Source organism: Pseudomonas phoenicis (assembly GCF_047302395.1).
Classification (GTDB): domain Bacteria; phylum Pseudomonadota; class Gammaproteobacteria; order Pseudomonadales; family Pseudomonadaceae; genus Aquipseudomonas.
Map to the genome: position 1 here is coordinate 620765 of NZ_CP154852.1, position 14068 is coordinate 634832.

General features: G+C 66.0%; 14 protein-coding genes. 9 read left to right on the forward strand and 5 right to left on the reverse strand.

Annotated elements, in window-relative coordinates:
- The first annotated feature begins 16 nt into the window (after positions 1-16).
- Positions 17-1207, forward strand: a complete 1191-nt coding sequence (dapC, locus tag AA0Z93_RS03025) for a succinyldiaminopimelate transaminase (protein ID WP_413046454.1) — start codon at positions 17-19, stop codon at positions 1205-1207.
- Between the two features lie 27 nt (positions 1208-1234).
- Here dapC and AA0Z93_RS03030 read toward each other — a convergent pair whose 3' ends face one another.
- The 3 genes from AA0Z93_RS03030 to AA0Z93_RS03040 form a co-directional block, all read right to left on the reverse strand.
- A complete protein-coding gene (locus AA0Z93_RS03030; RefSeq protein ID WP_413046453.1) occupies positions 1235-1477 on the reverse strand; it encodes a hypothetical protein in 243 nt (80 codons plus the stop codon).
- Positions 1477-1983, reverse strand: a complete 507-nt coding sequence (locus AA0Z93_RS03035) for a hypothetical protein (RefSeq protein ID WP_413046452.1) — start codon at positions 1981-1983, stop codon at positions 1477-1479. The genes AA0Z93_RS03030 and AA0Z93_RS03035 overlap by 1 nt, the downstream gene beginning before the upstream one ends.
- A gap of 154 nt (positions 1984-2137) precedes the next feature.
- The gene (locus tag AA0Z93_RS03040) at positions 2138-3790 is read right to left on the reverse strand and encodes a Na+/H+ antiporter (RefSeq protein ID WP_413046451.1); all 1653 of its coding nucleotides are present in this window, start codon (positions 3788-3790) and stop codon (positions 2138-2140) included.
- Between the two features lie 326 nt (positions 3791-4116).
- Here AA0Z93_RS03040 and AA0Z93_RS03045 point away from each other — a divergent pair, with 326 nt between their 5' ends.
- The 4 genes from AA0Z93_RS03045 to AA0Z93_RS03060 all read left to right on the forward strand — a co-directional run bounded on the left by AA0Z93_RS03045 (position 4117) and on the right by AA0Z93_RS03060 (position 7302).
- On the forward strand, positions 4117-4464 hold the full coding sequence (locus tag AA0Z93_RS03045) for an ArsC family reductase (RefSeq protein ID WP_413046450.1): 348 nt from the start codon (positions 4117-4119) through the stop codon (positions 4462-4464).
- A gap of 39 nt (positions 4465-4503) precedes the next feature.
- Complete coding sequence (gene dapD / locus AA0Z93_RS03050; RefSeq protein WP_413046449.1) at positions 4504-5538, forward strand: 2,3,4,5-tetrahydropyridine-2,6-dicarboxylate N-succinyltransferase; 1035 nt, start codon at positions 4504-4506, stop codon at positions 5536-5538.
- A 76-nt stretch (positions 5539-5614) separates the two neighbouring features.
- A complete protein-coding gene (locus AA0Z93_RS03055; RefSeq protein ID WP_413046448.1) occupies positions 5615-6820 on the forward strand; it encodes a cysteine desulfurase in 1206 nt (401 codons plus the stop codon).
- The gene (locus AA0Z93_RS03060) at positions 6817-7302 is read left to right on the forward strand and encodes a SufE family protein (RefSeq protein WP_413046447.1); all 486 of its coding nucleotides are present in this window, start codon (positions 6817-6819) and stop codon (positions 7300-7302) included. Before AA0Z93_RS03055 ends, AA0Z93_RS03060 begins: the two co-directional genes overlap by 4 nt.
- 198 nt (positions 7303-7500) lie before the next feature.
- Here the strand turns inward: AA0Z93_RS03060 and tcdA are convergent, their stop codons facing one another.
- Positions 7501-8328: a tRNA cyclic N6-threonylcarbamoyladenosine(37) synthase TcdA gene (gene tcdA / locus AA0Z93_RS03065; protein WP_413046446.1), complete on the reverse strand. Its 828-nt coding sequence runs from the start codon at positions 8326-8328 to the stop codon at positions 7501-7503.
- A 256-nt stretch (positions 8329-8584) separates the two neighbouring features.
- On the opposite strand from tcdA, the gene AA0Z93_RS03070 reads away from it, so the two are divergent.
- The 4 genes from AA0Z93_RS03070 (at position 8585) to AA0Z93_RS03085 (ending at position 13614) form a co-directional block, all read left to right on the forward strand.
- Positions 8585-11158 (forward strand): glycosyltransferase, encoded by a 2574-nt coding sequence (locus tag AA0Z93_RS03070; RefSeq protein WP_413046445.1) that lies wholly within the window; start codon positions 8585-8587, stop codon positions 11156-11158.
- A 94-nt stretch (positions 11159-11252) separates the two neighbouring features.
- Positions 11253-12404: a succinyl-diaminopimelate desuccinylase gene (gene dapE, locus AA0Z93_RS03075; protein WP_413046444.1), complete on the forward strand. Its 1152-nt coding sequence runs from the start codon at positions 11253-11255 to the stop codon at positions 12402-12404.
- A complete protein-coding gene (locus tag AA0Z93_RS03080; RefSeq protein ID WP_413046443.1) occupies positions 12404-13216 on the forward strand; it encodes a putative RNA methyltransferase in 813 nt (270 codons plus the stop codon). Before dapE ends, AA0Z93_RS03080 begins: the two co-directional genes overlap by 1 nt.
- A gap of 20 nt (positions 13217-13236) precedes the next feature.
- Entirely contained in the window at positions 13237-13614 is a 378-nt protein-coding gene (locus AA0Z93_RS03085; RefSeq protein WP_413046442.1) for a hypothetical protein, read from the forward strand.
- A 66-nt stretch (positions 13615-13680) separates the two neighbouring features.
- Here the strand turns inward: AA0Z93_RS03085 and AA0Z93_RS03090 are convergent, their stop codons facing one another.
- Complete coding sequence (locus AA0Z93_RS03090; protein ID WP_413046441.1) at positions 13681-13890, reverse strand: cold-shock protein; 210 nt, start codon at positions 13888-13890, stop codon at positions 13681-13683.
- Positions 13891-14068: the final 178 nt, after the last annotated feature.

A 14068-nucleotide genomic window follows, 5' to 3' on the forward strand; every position in this document is an offset into this window, starting at 1 on the left:
CCGAGACCTTGTGCCAATGAATCCTGCCTTGACCCAGTTGCAGCCCTACCCGTTCGAGAAACTGCGCGCCCTGCTGGGCAGCGTCGGACCCGCCGCCGACAAGCGCGCCATCGCGCTGTCGATCGGCGAGCCCAAGCATACCTCGCCGGCTTTCGTGGCCCAGGCCATGAGTGACAATCTCGACAAGCTGGCCGTCTATCCCAGCACCCTCGGCCTGCCCGCGCTGCGTGAGGCCATCGGCCAGTGGTGCGAGCGGCGCTTCGGCGTACCGGCCGGCTGGTTGCAGGCCGACCGGCACATCCTGCCGGTCAACGGCACGCGCGAGGCGCTGTTCGCCTTCACCCAGGCCGTGGTGGACCGCGAGGCCAACGGCCTGGTGGTCAGCCCGAACCCGTTCTACCAGATCTACGAAGGCGCGGCCCTGCTCGCCGGCGCCACCCCGCACTACCTGCCCTGCCTGAAAAGCAACGGCTTCAACCCGGATTTCGACGCGGTACCGGCCGACGTCTGGCAGCGCTGCCAGATTCTGTTCCTGTGCTCGCCCGGCAATCCGACCGGTGCGCTGGTGCCACTGGAAACACTGAAGAAACTGATCGCTCTGGCCGACGAACACGACTTCGTGATTGCCGCCGACGAATGCTACAGCGAGCTGTACTTCGACGAAGACGCCCCGCCACCGGGCCTGCTCAGCGCCTGTGCCGAGCTGGGGCGCAGCGATTTCAGGCGCTGCGTGGTGTTCCACAGCCTGTCCAAGCGCTCCAACCTGCCGGGGCTGCGCTCGGGCTTCGTGGCCGGCGACGCCGAGATCATCAAGCCGTTCCTGCTGTACCGCACCTACCACGGCTGCGCCATGCCCGTGCAGACCCAACTGGCCAGCATCGCCGCCTGGCACGACGAAGCCCACGTACGCGCCAACCGCGACCAGTACCGGGCCAAGTACGATGCGGTGCTGGAGATCCTGCAACCGGTGATGGACGTGCAGCGCCCTGACGGCAGTTTCTATCTGTGGGCCAAGGTACCGGGCTGTGATGCCGAATTCACCCGTGACCTGTTCGTGGCCGAGCATGTGACGGTGGTGCCGGGTTCGTATCTGTCGCGTGAAGTCGATGGCGTCAACCCAGGGGCTGGGCGCGTGCGCATGGCGCTGGTCGCGCCGCTGGCCGAGTGCATCGAGGCGGCGCAACGCATCCGGCGATTCCTCGCCTAGGATCGGCACTGCACGCAGCGCGGCGCTTCAATCAGCCAGATCGAAGCGCCGCCGTCTGCGGAACAAGCCGATACCAAATGATATGCAAAAGATCGACAGCAGGCCCAGGTCGAAGCCCAGTACATGCGTTTGGCTCCCCAGGAAGCCGACAACTGGGCCTACCACGGTCAGCGACAGGCCCAACCATTTGCGCAGCGGGTAGGGTTTGAGGAAGCGATCAAGCAGAGCGAACAGCGGCAGTAAAAGGATGAACTGTGTACAGTCAGACATCAGTCGCGCCCTAAGGTCTTGATGATCAAAGTGGAAGTACTGCGTTGCGGCCCGATGCCACCGTCGACCTGCGCGTCGATGCCGACCAGTACATCGCCGGCATGATAGGTGGGCAGGATTTTATTTACATACATACGCACACCGGCGCCTACGGGGGCGCCTACGAGAGAAGTTCCTACAAGAGAAGAACCCACAGCGGAGGCAGCGCCTGCAAAGGCTGAGCTCACGAGGGTGGTGACCAAGGTCCGTTGCTCATTCAGCGTATCGCCTTGTTTCCGAGTCAAGGGCAGGGATATGCCGATCGTCATCAAACATGACAGGCCTTTGGCCAGCATCTTGTCATAGACCTCGACGACCTTGTTGCTCACCTCGTAATGAGCGCCCTTCACCCCGTCGAAGTGCAGTTCGCGCAGCCGTCCGCGGTCGCTGTCGAGCAGGGTGATCCGCGAGACGTTGAAAACGATTCCGTGCTGGCCCCTGTACTGAAAACTTCCCCCGAACTTCATCGCCGCATCCTTTCGCGTCAAGAAGGAGGAATTGTCCCCAAGTGGCAGGTCTAGGTCTGCGTGAAAAGGCCGAAACGCTTGTCAGGCAAGGCGCAAACAGGCAGTTCCTGATCTAGAAAGCGCAGCACGCTACCCCTCGGAGCCGCTTGCGAAGTTATTTGCCCGAGCCCAGATTGGCCTCGCTCAAGTCAAGCTCGCCCAATATCTGCCGCACCACCTCGTCGCCGATCTGCCGTTGCCGCAGCAATTTATAGAGTTCCAGGCGTTGGGCACGCAGGGCATGCAGACGCAGACGGCGTTCCAGCGCGTCCATCTGCTGGGCGACGGCGCGTGCCTCGGCAGTGTCTTCGAAGCGGTCCAGTTCGGCACGGTACTCGGCCATCAGGCGCGCCTTGAGTTCGACGGCCAGGGTCGCCTGGGTGGCGTCCTGCGGCGCATCTTCGTCGACGACGTCCTGGGCTTCCAAGGCATGGATCGCCGCTTCGGCGGTGCGCCGCCAAGTGTCCTGCACTTCCTTTTGTCGGCGTTCGTCCGGGCTCTTGTCCACTCCGCGCAGCAGCAGCGGCAGAGCGATGCAGGCGCCGACCAGCGACAGCAGGATCACCCCGGCGGCGATGAAGATCAGCAAGTCGCGCTCGGGGAACGCCTGGTCGGCGCCGATCAACAGCGGCACCGACATGATGCCGGCCAGGGTCACCGCACCGCGCACGCCGCCCAAGGTCAGCAACCAGCAGGACCGAGCGCTGGGCAACGGCACCAGGGCCGATTTGCCACGCCAGCGCCGCCAGGCGCCGATGGCGCGCCAGATGCTCCGCACCCAGACGAAGCGCAGCGTGATCAGCACGATGAAGATGGCCAGCACGTCCAGGCAGCGGTAGGCCAACGTGGGCCACAACGACGCTTCGTGGCTCGCCACCGCCTTGACGATGTCCGGCAGCTGCAAGCCCAGCAGCAGGAAGATCAACCCGTTGAAGGCGAACTCCAGCAACGACCACACACTGCGATTGAGCAGACGCGTGCTGGTCTGGCGCGGCAACAGGTCGAGCCAGCTCTGCATCATGCCGGCGGCCACCGCCGAAAGAATGCCCGACGCGCCCAGGCGCTCGGCCAGCACATAGGCGGCGAACGGCAGCAAGAGCATGAACACCACATGGGTCGCCGGATCGTCCCAGCCGCGGGCGATCATCCACATGCGCAGCCTGCCCACCAGCCAGCTCAAGGCCACGCCCAAGGCCAAGCCGCCCAGCGCCACCAGCATGAACGTGACGCCGGCTTCGGCCAGTGAAAAAGCGCCGGTGATGGCAGCCGCCAAGGCGAACTTGAAGGTCACCAGACCCGAGGCGTCGTTGAGCAGCGCCTCGCCCTGCAGCATGTGCATCAAGGGTGCGGGCAAACGATTCTGGGTGATCGCCGACACGGCGACGGCGTCGGTGGGCGACAGGATGGCCGCCAGGGCGAAGGCCACCGGCAAGGGAATGCTGGGCAACAGCCAGTGGATGAAGTAACCCGCCCCCACCACGGTGAACAGCACCAGCCCCACCGCCAGCGCCACCACCGGCCCGCGCAGGCGCCACAGCTCGCGCTTGGGCATGCGCCAGCCATCGACGAACAGCAGCGGCGGCAGGAACAGGAACAGGAATAGTTCGGGATCCAGCGTCACGTGCAGGCCCAGCGTAGGCCAGGCCAGCAGCGCCCCGGCGGCGATCTGCAGGAGCGGCAACGGCACCGGTAACGGGATCATGCGTCCGAGCAATTTCGACAGGCTCACCAGCGTCAGCAGAATGAGGACGGTGTAGGCGGACTGCATCGGGCGGGGTTCCTTTGTGGGGTGACGGAGCGAGAACGACGGCGGGTCGGCCTGCGTGAGACGGCTGGACGACCGGTACAGGCACCTTGGGCTCGAAAGCCTAGCGCCAGCAGCGGGGAGGATACTGTTGCACCTTCGTCGAAGATGGGCAGGCGCAGGCATCGGCCTCGGCGCGCCCGTGGGTCGAACGGTGTAGAGGCCTGCCACCGGGGTTCGGTTCCCGCCCCCGTGGCGCTCGCCGACCCATTCCCGCATAATCGCCCATCTATTTTCCCCCGGAGATCGCGGGCACGCGCCACCCCGATTGGCACTGCCCTCAGCATTCAATGGCTCACACCCTCTACGGCATCAAAGCGTGCGACACCATGAAAAAAGCGCGCAATTGGCTGGAACAACAGTCGATCGACTACCAGTTCCACGACTACAAGACCCAAGGCATCGACCGTGAACACCTGAGCCGCTGGTGCGACGAGCACGGCTGGCAAACCGTGCTCAACCGCGCCGGCACCACCTTCCGCAAGCTCGACGAGGCCAGCAAGGCCGACCTCGACCAGGCCAAGGCCATCGAACTGATGCTGGCCCAGCCGTCGATGATCAAGCGCCCGGTCCTGGAGCTCGACGACCGCACGCTGGTGGGCTTCAAGCCTGAAACCTATGCCGCCGCGCTGGCCTGACCGCCAGCCGCATTTTCCTTATTTGTACGAGGTAACCCCATGTCCACTCCCCTGTTCAGCCTGGCCTTCGGCGTCGGCACCCAGAACCGTCAGGAAAACTGGCTGGAAGTCTTCTACGCCCAACCGTTGCTCAACCCCAACGCCGAGCTGGTCGCCGCCATCGCGCCGATCCTCGGCTATGAAGGCGGCAACCAGGCCATCGCCTTCAGCACCGCGCAGGCCGCGCAACTGGCCGAAGCGGTCAAGCCGCTGGATGCAGCGCAAGGCGCGCTGCTGACCCGCCTGGCCGAAAGCCACAAGCCGCTGGTCGCCACCTTGCTGGCCGAAGACGGTGCGCTGACCTCCACGCCCGAGGCCTACCTCAAGCTGCACCTGCTGTCGCACCGTCTGGTCAAGCCCCATGGCGTGTCCCTGGCCGGCATCTTCCCGCTGCTGCCGAACGTGGCCTGGACCAGCCAGGGCGTGATCGACCTCGGCGAGCTGGCCGAGCGCCAACTCGAAGCGCGTCTCAAGGGCGAGCTGCTGGAAGTGTTCTCGGTCGACAAGTTCCCGAAGATGACCGACTACGTGGTACCGGCCGGCGTGCGTATCGCCGACACCGCCCGCGTACGCCTGGGCGCCTACATCGGCGAAGGCACGACGATCATGCACGAAGGCTTCGTCAACTTTAACGCCGGTACCGAAGGTCCGGGCATGATCGAAGGGCGCGTCTCGGCGGGTGTGTTCGTCGGCAAGGGCTCGGACCTGGGCGGCGGCTGCTCGACCATGGGCACCCTGTCGGGCGGCGGCAACATCGTCATCACCGTGGGCGAAGGCTGCCTGATCGGCGCCAACGCCGGCATCGGCATCCCGCTGGGCGACCGCAACACCGTGGAAGCGGGTCTGTACATCACCGCCGGCACCAAGGTGCAGCTGCTCGACGGGCAGAACCAGCTGGTCAAAGAGGTCAAGGCGCGCGACCTGGCCGGCAAGACCGACCTGCTGTTCCGCCGCAACTCGGTGTCCGGTGCGGTCGAGTGCAAGACGCACCAGTCGGCCATCGAGCTGAACGAGGCGCTGCACGCGCACAACTGAGAACCTTGCGGTTCGAAGTGCTAAGATTCGGGGCCGGCCCATTGCCGGCCCCGTTTTCTTTCCAGGCCCCGCGATCATGTTCCAGCCCTCCCCGTGGCGCGCCGATTTTCCGGCCATCGCCGCCTTGCAAGCCCAGCAGCAGACCTACCTCGACAGCGCCGCCACCAGCCAGAAACCGCAAGCGTTGCTCGACGCCCTGGCGCACTACTACGGCCATGGCGCCGCCAATGTGCACCGCGCCCAGCACCTGCCCGGTGCGCTGGCCACCGAAGCCTTCGAGCGCAGCCGCGAGAAGGTCGCGGCCTGGCTCAATGCCGCCAGCCCCCAGCAGATCGTCTTCACCCACGGTGCCACCTCGGCGCTGAACCTGCTCGCCTATGGCCTGGAACATGGCTTCCAGGCGGGCGACGAAATCGCCGTCAGCGCCCTGGAGCACCACGCCAACCTGCTGCCCTGGCAGCAACTGGCACAACGGCGTGGTCTGCGCCTGGTGGTCCTGCCGATCGACGAACAGGGTTTCATCGACCTGGGAGCCGCGCTGCAATTGATCGGGCCGCGTACGCGGCTGGTCGCCATCAGCCAACTGTCCAACGTACTCGGCACCTGGCAGCCCCTGGCCCCTCTGCTGGCCCATGCCAGGGCGCAAGGCGCGCTGAGCGTGGTCGATGGCGCCCAGGGCGTGGTGCATGGACGGCACGACGTGCAGCAGCTGGGCTGCGACTTCTACGTACTGTCCAGCCACAAGCTCTACGGCCCTGACGGCGTCGGTGTGCTGTACGGCCGGGCCCAGGCCTTGGCGCACGTAAAGCATTGGCAGTTCGGCGGCGAGATGGTGCATTTGGCCGATTACCACGAGGCGAGCTTTCGCCACGCGCCCCTTGGTCTGGAGGCCGGTACGCCGCCGATCGCCGGGGTGATCGGCCTGGGCGCGAGCCTGGACTACCTCGCCGAGCTGGACGGCGACGCCGTGGCCCTGCACGAGGCACGTGTGCACCAGCAATTGCTGCACGGCCTGAACGAGCGCCAGGGTATCCGCGTGCTGGGCGCGCCGCAGACGGCACTGGCCAGTTTCGTGGTCGAGGGCGTGCACAATGCCGACATCGCCCATGTGCTGACCGAACAAGGCATCGCCGTGCGCGCCGGGCACCACTGCGCCATGCCGCTGTTCGCTCGGCTGGGGCTCAACGGTGCGATACGGGTATCGCTGGCGCTGTATAACGACGGCGATGACGTACAGCGTTTCTTCGCCGCCTTGGACCAGGGCCTGGAGTTGCTGCGATGAGCCTGCCGAACGACGCGCAAGCCGCGCTGGACAGCTTCGCTGCGGCGCACGGCTGGGAGCAGCGGGCACGCCTGCTGATGCAATGGGGCGAGCGCCTGGCGCCCCTGGCGGAGGCCGAGAAGACCGAGGCCAACCGCGTGCACGGTTGTGAAAGCCAGGTGTGGCTGGTGGTGCAGCGCTACGGCGCCCGACGCTACGGCGCCCGACGCGATGGCGCCCGACACGAGGACGCCCGACACGACGGCGCACAGCACGACGGCGTCCACTGGCGGTTCAAGGCCACCAGCGATGCGCGTTTGCTGCGCGGGCTGCTTGCGCTGTTGCTGGTGCGAGTCGAAGGCCTGGACCAAGATGCCTTGGCGGCACTCGACCTGCGGACCTGGTTTGCCCAACTGGGACTGGAGCGACAGCTGTCGCCGTCGCGCAGCAATGGGTTGCACGCGGTGGTGCTGCGCATGGCGGAGTTGCTGGCGAAGGGCTGAAGAAGCCTGTTGGAGCGGCTTCAGCCGCCCCAATGGCCCGAACACGGTCCCTTCAGAGATTGCGCAGCGCCTGGACAGGGGCCGCTTTGCGGCCCATCGCGGCTGAAGCCGCTCCAACAGCGTTGCCGCGCAGCAGCGCCCCTGACCGGAGACTGTGTTGCAACGGCCGGCTGCGCTGCCCTTCGCGAGTGAAGCTCACTACGCCGGCGCATCTGGCCCTTGCACCCGAACACGCTCCGATGGCCGCCGTGCGCCGGCCACCAGCTTTTCCACCGCCTTGCTCGCCGCCACCATGCCGAAAGTCGCGGTGACCATCATCACCGCGCCGAACCCGCCGGAGCAGTCCAGACGCACGCCCTCGCCGACGAAGCTCTTTTGCAGGCACACGCTGCCGTCGCCCTTGGGGTAGCGCAGTTGCTCGCTGGAGAACACGCAGGGCACGCCGTAGTTGCGGCTGACGTTGCGCGAGAAGTTGTAGTCGCGCCGCAGCGTGGAGCGCACCCGCGAGGCCAGGGGATCGTTGAACGTCTTGTTGAGGTCGCCCACCTGCACCTGGGTCGGGTCGATCTGCCCGCCGGCACCGCCGGTGGTGACCACGGCGATCTTGCGCCGCCGGCACCAGGCGATCAAGGCGGCCTTGGCCATCACGCTGTCGATGCAATCGACCACGCAGTCCATCCCCTCGGTGATGTACTCGGCCATGGTTTCGCGGGTGACGAAGTCGGCCACCGCATGCACCACACACTCGGGATTGATGGCGCGCAAACGCTCGGCGGTGGCCTCGACCTTGGCCCGCCCCACCTGCCCGGCCAGGGCATGGGCCTGGCGGTTGGTGTTGCTGACACAGACGTCGTCGAGGTCGAACAGGCTGATCTCGCCCACGCCGCTGCGCGCCAGCGCCTCGGCCACCCAGGAGCCCACGCCGCCGATGCCGACCACGCCGACATGGGCCTGGCGCAGGCGCGCCAGCCCCTGATCGCCGTACAACCGGGCCACCCCGGCGAAGCGTGGATCTTCTGTGCTCATGGCTCACCTCCGAAAAATCGGCGCGCAGTATAGGCCACGCGCGCGTTGGCCGACACCTGCCGCAGGCGCCAGCGACCGCATCGGGTTAGGAAAGACACGCAGAACCCTGCTTTAATGCCTCCTGAAGAATCAGAAATGGACGACAACAAAGCGGGATCTCGGCTACTTCTTCGGGAACGGCCTCGCGCATGTCCGCAGCCTTTGCACCCAGCCGGTCACTGACCTGACCCCGCTTCATCGGAACCGACGCACCCCTATGTCTTCACGCAAACTCGGCCTCAACCTGGTGGTGGTCCTGGCCATCGCCGCCCTGTTCACCGGTTTCTGGGCGCTGATCAACCGCCCGGTGTCGGCGCCCGCCTGGCCCGAGCAGATTTCCGGCTTTTCCTATTCGCCGTTCCGCCTCGGGGAAAGCCCGCAGCGCGGGCAGTATCCGACCGACGAGGAGATGCGCCAAGACCTCGAGCAGATGAGCAAGCTCACCGACAGCATCCGCATCTACACCGTCGAGGGCACCCAGGCCAACGTTCCGCGCCTGGCCGAGGAACTGGGCCTGCGGGTCACCGTGGGCATCTGGATCAGCCCCGACCTGGAACGCAACGAGCGCGAGATCGCCACCGCCATCGAGCTGGCCAACACCCGCCGCAGCGTGGTGCGCGTGGTGGTCGGCAACGAAGCGCTGTTCCGCGAGGAGGTCACGCCCGAGGGCTTGATCGAGTACCTGGACCGGGTCCGCGCCGCGGTCAAGGTGCCGGTCACCACCAGCGAGCAGTGGCACATCTGGAAGGAGCATCCCGAGCTGGCCAAGCACGTCGACCTGATCGCCGCGCACATCCTGCCGTATTGGGAATTCATTCCGATGCGCGACTCCATCGCCTTCGTGCTCGAGCGCGCGCGCGAGCTCAAGCAGCAGTTCCCGCGCAAGCCGTTGCTGCTCTCCGAAGTCGGCTGGCCGAGCAACGGCCGCATGCGCGGCGGCGCCGACGCCACCCAGGCCGACCAGGCCATCTACCTGCGCACCCTGGTCAAAACCCTCAACCGCCAGGGCTACAACTACTTCGTCATCGAAGCCTACGACCAGCCGTGGAAGGCCAGCGACGAAGGTTCGGTGGGCGCCTACTGGGGCGTGTTCAACGCCGCGCGGCAGCAGAAATTCAATTTCGAAGGGCCGGTGGTGGCGATTCCGCAGTGGCGCGCCCTGGCGGTCGCGTCGGTGGTGCTGGCGATGATCGCCCTGGCCGTGCTGCTGATCGACGGCTCGTCCCTGCGCCAGCGCGGCCGTACTTTCCTGACCTTCATCACCTTCCTCTGCGGCTCGGTGCTGGTGTGGATCGCCTACGACTACAGCCAGCAATACAGCACCTGGTTCAGCCTTTCGGTGGGGGTGCTGCTGGCGTTGGGCGCGCTGGGCGTGTTCATCGTCTTGCTGACCGAGGCGCACGAGCTGGCCGAGGCGGTCTGGACGCACAAGCGGCGCCGCGAATTCCTGCCGGTGGAGGGCGACTCGCCCTACCGGCCCAAGGTGTCGGTGCATGTGCCCTGCTACAACGAACCGCCGGAGATGGTGAAGCAGACCCTCGACGCACTGGCCGCACTGGACTACCCCGACTTCGAAGTGCTGGTGATCGACAACAACACCAAGGACCCGGCCGTCTGGGAGCCGCTCGAGGCCCATTGCCAGGCCCTGGGCGAGCGCTTCCGCTTCTTCCATGTGGCCCCGCTCGCGGGCTTCAAGGGCGGCGCGCTGAACTACCTGCTGCCGCATACCGCGCCCGACGCCGAAGTGATCGCGGTGATCGACTCGGACTACTGCGTCGACCGCAACTGGCTCAAGCACATGGTGCCGCACTTCGCCGACCCGAAAATCGCCGTGGTGCAATCGCCGCAGGACTACCGCGACCAACACGAAAGCGCGTTCAAGAAGCTCTGCTACAGCGAATACAAAGGCTTCTTCCACATCGGCATGGTCACCCGCAACGACCGCGACGCGATCATCCAGCACGGCACCATGACCATGACCCGGCGCGCGGTGCTCGACGAGCTGGGTTGGGCCGACTGGTGCATCTGCGAAGACGCCGAACTGGGCCTGCGGGTATTCGAGAAAGGGCTGTCGGCGGCGTACGCCCACAACAGCTACGGCAAGGGCCTGATGCCCGACACCTTCATCGACTTCAAGAAGCAGCGCTTCCGCTGGGCCTACGGCGCCATCCAGATCATCAAGCACCACGCCAGCGCTCTGCTGCGTGGCAAGGGCAGCGAGCTGACCCGCGGCCAGCGCTATCACTTCCTGGCCGGCTGGCTGCCGTGGGTGGCCGATGGCATGAACATCTTCTTCACCGTCGGCGCGCTGCTATGGTCGGCGGCGATGATCATCGTGCCGCACCGGGTCGATCCACCGCTGATGATCTTCGCCATTCCGCCGCTGGCGCTGTTCTTCTTCAAGGTCGGCAAGATCGTGTTCCTCTATCGCCGCGCGGTGGGCGTCGATCTGCGCGACGCCTTCGCTGCGGCGCTCGCGGGGCTTGCGCTGTCGCACACCATCGCCAAGGCGGTGCTGTACGGTTTCTTCACCAGCAGCATGCCGTTCATCCGCACACCCAAGCACGCCGACAGCCATGGGTTCTTCAAAGCGTTGTCGGAGGCTCGCGAAGAGGTGTTCATCATGTTGCTGCTGTGGGGCGCCGCCGGGGGTATCTGCCTGGTGCAGGGCCTGCCCAGCTCGGACATGCGTTTCTGGGTGGCGATGCTGCTGGTGCAGTCGCTGCCGTACCTGGCGGCGTTGGTGATGGCGCTGCTGTCGTCGCTGCCCAAGCCCGCGGAGCAGGCGTAGAAGCAGCCGGCCGGCCGCTTCTACAGGCGCATGGACGCGCACATTGCTATAAGATGACGCCCCCGTTTTTGCCTTGCCTTGCCCGGAGTTCTTCATGACGGCCTCAGCCGAGCGCTCACCCACCCTTCAACTGGCGTGCGACCTGATTCGCCGCCCTTCGGTCACCCCGGTAGATGCCGACTGCCAGGCGCAGATGATGCACCGTCTGGGCGCGGTGGGCTTCGCGCTGGAGCCGATGCGCATCGAAGACGTCGACAACTTCTGGGCCACCCACGGCACCCAGGACGGCCCGGTGCTGTGCTTCGCCGGCCATACCGACGTGGTACCCACCGGCCCCGTGCAGCAATGGCAACACGAGCCGTTCGACGCGCTGATCGACGCCGACGGCATGCTCTGCGGTCGCGGCGCCGCCGACATGAAAGGCAGCCTGGCCTCGATGGTGGTCGCCAGCGAGCGCTTCGTGCGCGACTACCCCGACCACCGCGGCAAGGTCGCCTTCCTCATCACCAGCGACGAAGAAGGCCCGGCCCATCACGGCACCAAAGCGGTGGTGGAGCGCCTGAAGGCACGCAACGAACGGCTCGACTGGTGCATCGTCGGCGAACCCTCGAGCACCCACCTGTTGGGCGACGTGGTCAAGAACGGGCGCCGCGGCTCGCTCGGCGCGACCCTCACCGTACGCGGCAAGCAGGGCCATGTGGCCTACCCGCACCTGGCGCGCAACCCGATCCACCTGGCCGCTGCGGCGCTGGCGGAATTGGCCGGCGAGCACTGGGACGAAGGCAACGCGTTCTTCCCGCCCACCAGCTTCCAGATTTCCAACCTCAATGCCGGCACCGGTGCCACCAACGTCGTGCCGGGCGAGCTGACGGCGCTGTTCAACTTCCGCTTTTCCACCGAGTCCACGGTCGAGGGCTTGCAGCAGCGGGTCGCCGCGATCCTCGACCGGCATCAATTGGACTGGTCGATCGACTGGGCCTTGTCGGGCCTGCCGTTCCTCACCGAACCGGGTGAACTGCTCGACGCCGTCGCCGCCAGCATCCAACAGGTCACCGACCGCAAGACCCAGCCGTCCACCAGCGGCGGTACCTCCGACGGGCGCTTCATCGCCACCATGGGCACCCAGGTGGTGGAACTCGGGCCGGTCAACGCCACCATCCACCAGGTCGACGAACGCATTCTGGCCAGCGACCTCGACCTGCTGACCGAAATCTACTACCAGACCCTGGTACGGTTGCTCGCCTGATGCTCACCTGCCCGCTTTGCCAAGGCCCACTGAGCCGCCTCGACAACGGTGTCGTCTGCCCGGCCGGGCACCGTTTCGACCGTGCCCGCCAGGGCTACCTGAACCTGCTGCCGGTGCAGCACAAGAACAGCCGCGATCCGGGCGACAACCAGGCCATGGTCGAGGCTCGACGCGACTTTCTCGACGCCGGCCATTACGCGCCGGTGGCCGAGCGCCTGGCGCAATTGGCCCAGGAACGCGCGCCCGGTACCTGGCTGGACATCGGTTGCGGCGAAGGCTATTACACCGCCCGCATCGGCCAGGCCTTGCCGTCAGCCGACGGCTATGCGCTGGACATTTCCCGCGAAGCGGTCAAACGCGCCTGCCGCCGCGATCCACGGCTGACCTGGATGGTCGCCAGCATGGCGCGCGTGCCGCTGGCCGATGCCAGTTGCCAGTTCATCGCCAGCGTCTTCAGCCCGCTCGACTGGGCCGAGGCCAAGCGCCTGCTGGCGCCGGGCGGCGGCCTGATGCGGGTCGGCCCTACCGAGGGCCACTTGATGGAGCTGCGCGAAGCGCTGTATGACGAAGTGCGCCCCTACGCCGACGACAAGCACCTGGCGCTGGTCCCCGAAGGCATGCGCCACGCGCACAGCGAAGTGCTGCAATGGCGTCTGCGCCTGAGCGAGGCCAAGGCCCGTGCCGACCTGCTGGCCATGACCCCGCACGGCTGGCGCGCCAGCGCCGAGCGCCGTACCCGCGTGATCGAACAGACCGCACCGTTCGAGGTCACGGTTTCCATGCGTTATGACTATTTCGTGCGCCAAGCCTGAGCACAACCGGAGCCCTTCCCATGCGCCAACCTGATATCGAGATCTACCTCAAGGACGCCGACGTCGGCCATCAACAGATCGCCGATTGGCTCGGACGCGCCCTCGGCCCGTGCAGCCCTTGGCAGCAGCGCGGCCATACCTGGAAATGCCAGGCCGGTAACATCCCGGTCACCTGGGTTCCCAAAGCTGTAGGAAAATGGAACAGCTTGTTGCTGGAAAGCGACCAGACCCCATGGGAGGATGACATCGCTTGCGCGCGGGCCGCCTACGCCGCCCTGGCGGTGGAAGTCCGCTGTGCGCCGGGAAGCTGGAGCGAAGCCGATGGCGAGGAAGACGCCGACCGCTGGATCCGCGTGAGCGCCGACGGTGAAGAGGAGATCACCTGGCGCACGGCGTGAGAGGCGCTTAGAAAGTGGGGGCGACGGGGTTCCGGCTGCATCGCCCCAACCTCTCTGGCCCGCTGCTTACAGACCAACCACATCCTCCGCCTGGAGGCCCTTCTGGCCCTGTACGAGCGCATATTCCACGCGCTGCCCCTCGGTCAGCGAGCGGTGCCCCTCACCGCGGATCGCGCGGTAGTGGACGAATACGTCGGCACTCCCTTCGCGCTGAATGAAACCAAAGCCTTTGGCATCGTTGAACCATTTGACATTCCCAGTCTCACGAGACGACATCTGAACTACTCCGCTTTTATTATGAAGAGCGCGTTGACTGACAGATCCAATGGGCTGATCGGCCAAGCGTGGGAAAATGCCTGCAAGTGACAGGCCGAATACCCGATGACCCGTAGAGAAAATTTACCAAGCTGACTATTTGGGCGTCGCTGAACTTATGCCGACCACGCGGACTAAC

Coding starts and splice junctions, on each gene's coding strand:
- AA0Z93_RS03080 (WP_413046443.1), top strand. CDS start 12,404: ATGCTCACCTGCCCGCTTTGCCAAGGCCCACTGAGCCGCCTCGACAAC.
- AA0Z93_RS03035 (WP_413046452.1), bottom strand. CDS start 1,983: ATGAAGTTCGGGGGAAGTTTTCAGTACAGGGGCCAGCACGGAATCGTT.
- AA0Z93_RS03060 (WP_413046447.1), top strand. CDS start 6,817: ATGAGCCTGCCGAACGACGCGCAAGCCGCGCTGGACAGCTTCGCTGCG.
- AA0Z93_RS03090 (WP_413046441.1), bottom strand. CDS start 13,890: ATGTCGTCTCGTGAGACTGGGAATGTCAAATGGTTCAACGATGCCAAA.
- AA0Z93_RS03030 (WP_413046453.1), bottom strand. CDS start 1,477: ATGTCTGACTGTACACAGTTCATCCTTTTACTGCCGCTGTTCGCTCTG.
- AA0Z93_RS03040 (WP_413046451.1), bottom strand. CDS start 3,790: ATGCAGTCCGCCTACACCGTCCTCATTCTGCTGACGCTGGTGAGCCTG.
- dapD (WP_413046449.1), top strand. CDS start 4,504: ATGTCCACTCCCCTGTTCAGCCTGGCCTTCGGCGTCGGCACCCAGAAC.
- AA0Z93_RS03055 (WP_413046448.1), top strand. CDS start 5,615: ATGTTCCAGCCCTCCCCGTGGCGCGCCGATTTTCCGGCCATCGCCGCC.
- AA0Z93_RS03070 (WP_413046445.1), top strand. CDS start 8,585: ATGTCTTCACGCAAACTCGGCCTCAACCTGGTGGTGGTCCTGGCCATC.
- dapE (WP_413046444.1), top strand. CDS start 11,253: ATGACGGCCTCAGCCGAGCGCTCACCCACCCTTCAACTGGCGTGCGAC.
- AA0Z93_RS03045 (WP_413046450.1), top strand. CDS start 4,117: ATGGCTCACACCCTCTACGGCATCAAAGCGTGCGACACCATGAAAAAA.
- AA0Z93_RS03085 (WP_413046442.1), top strand. CDS start 13,237: ATGCGCCAACCTGATATCGAGATCTACCTCAAGGACGCCGACGTCGGC.
- dapC (WP_413046454.1), top strand. CDS start 17: ATGAATCCTGCCTTGACCCAGTTGCAGCCCTACCCGTTCGAGAAACTG.
- tcdA (WP_413046446.1), bottom strand. CDS start 8,328: ATGAGCACAGAAGATCCACGCTTCGCCGGGGTGGCCCGGTTGTACGGC.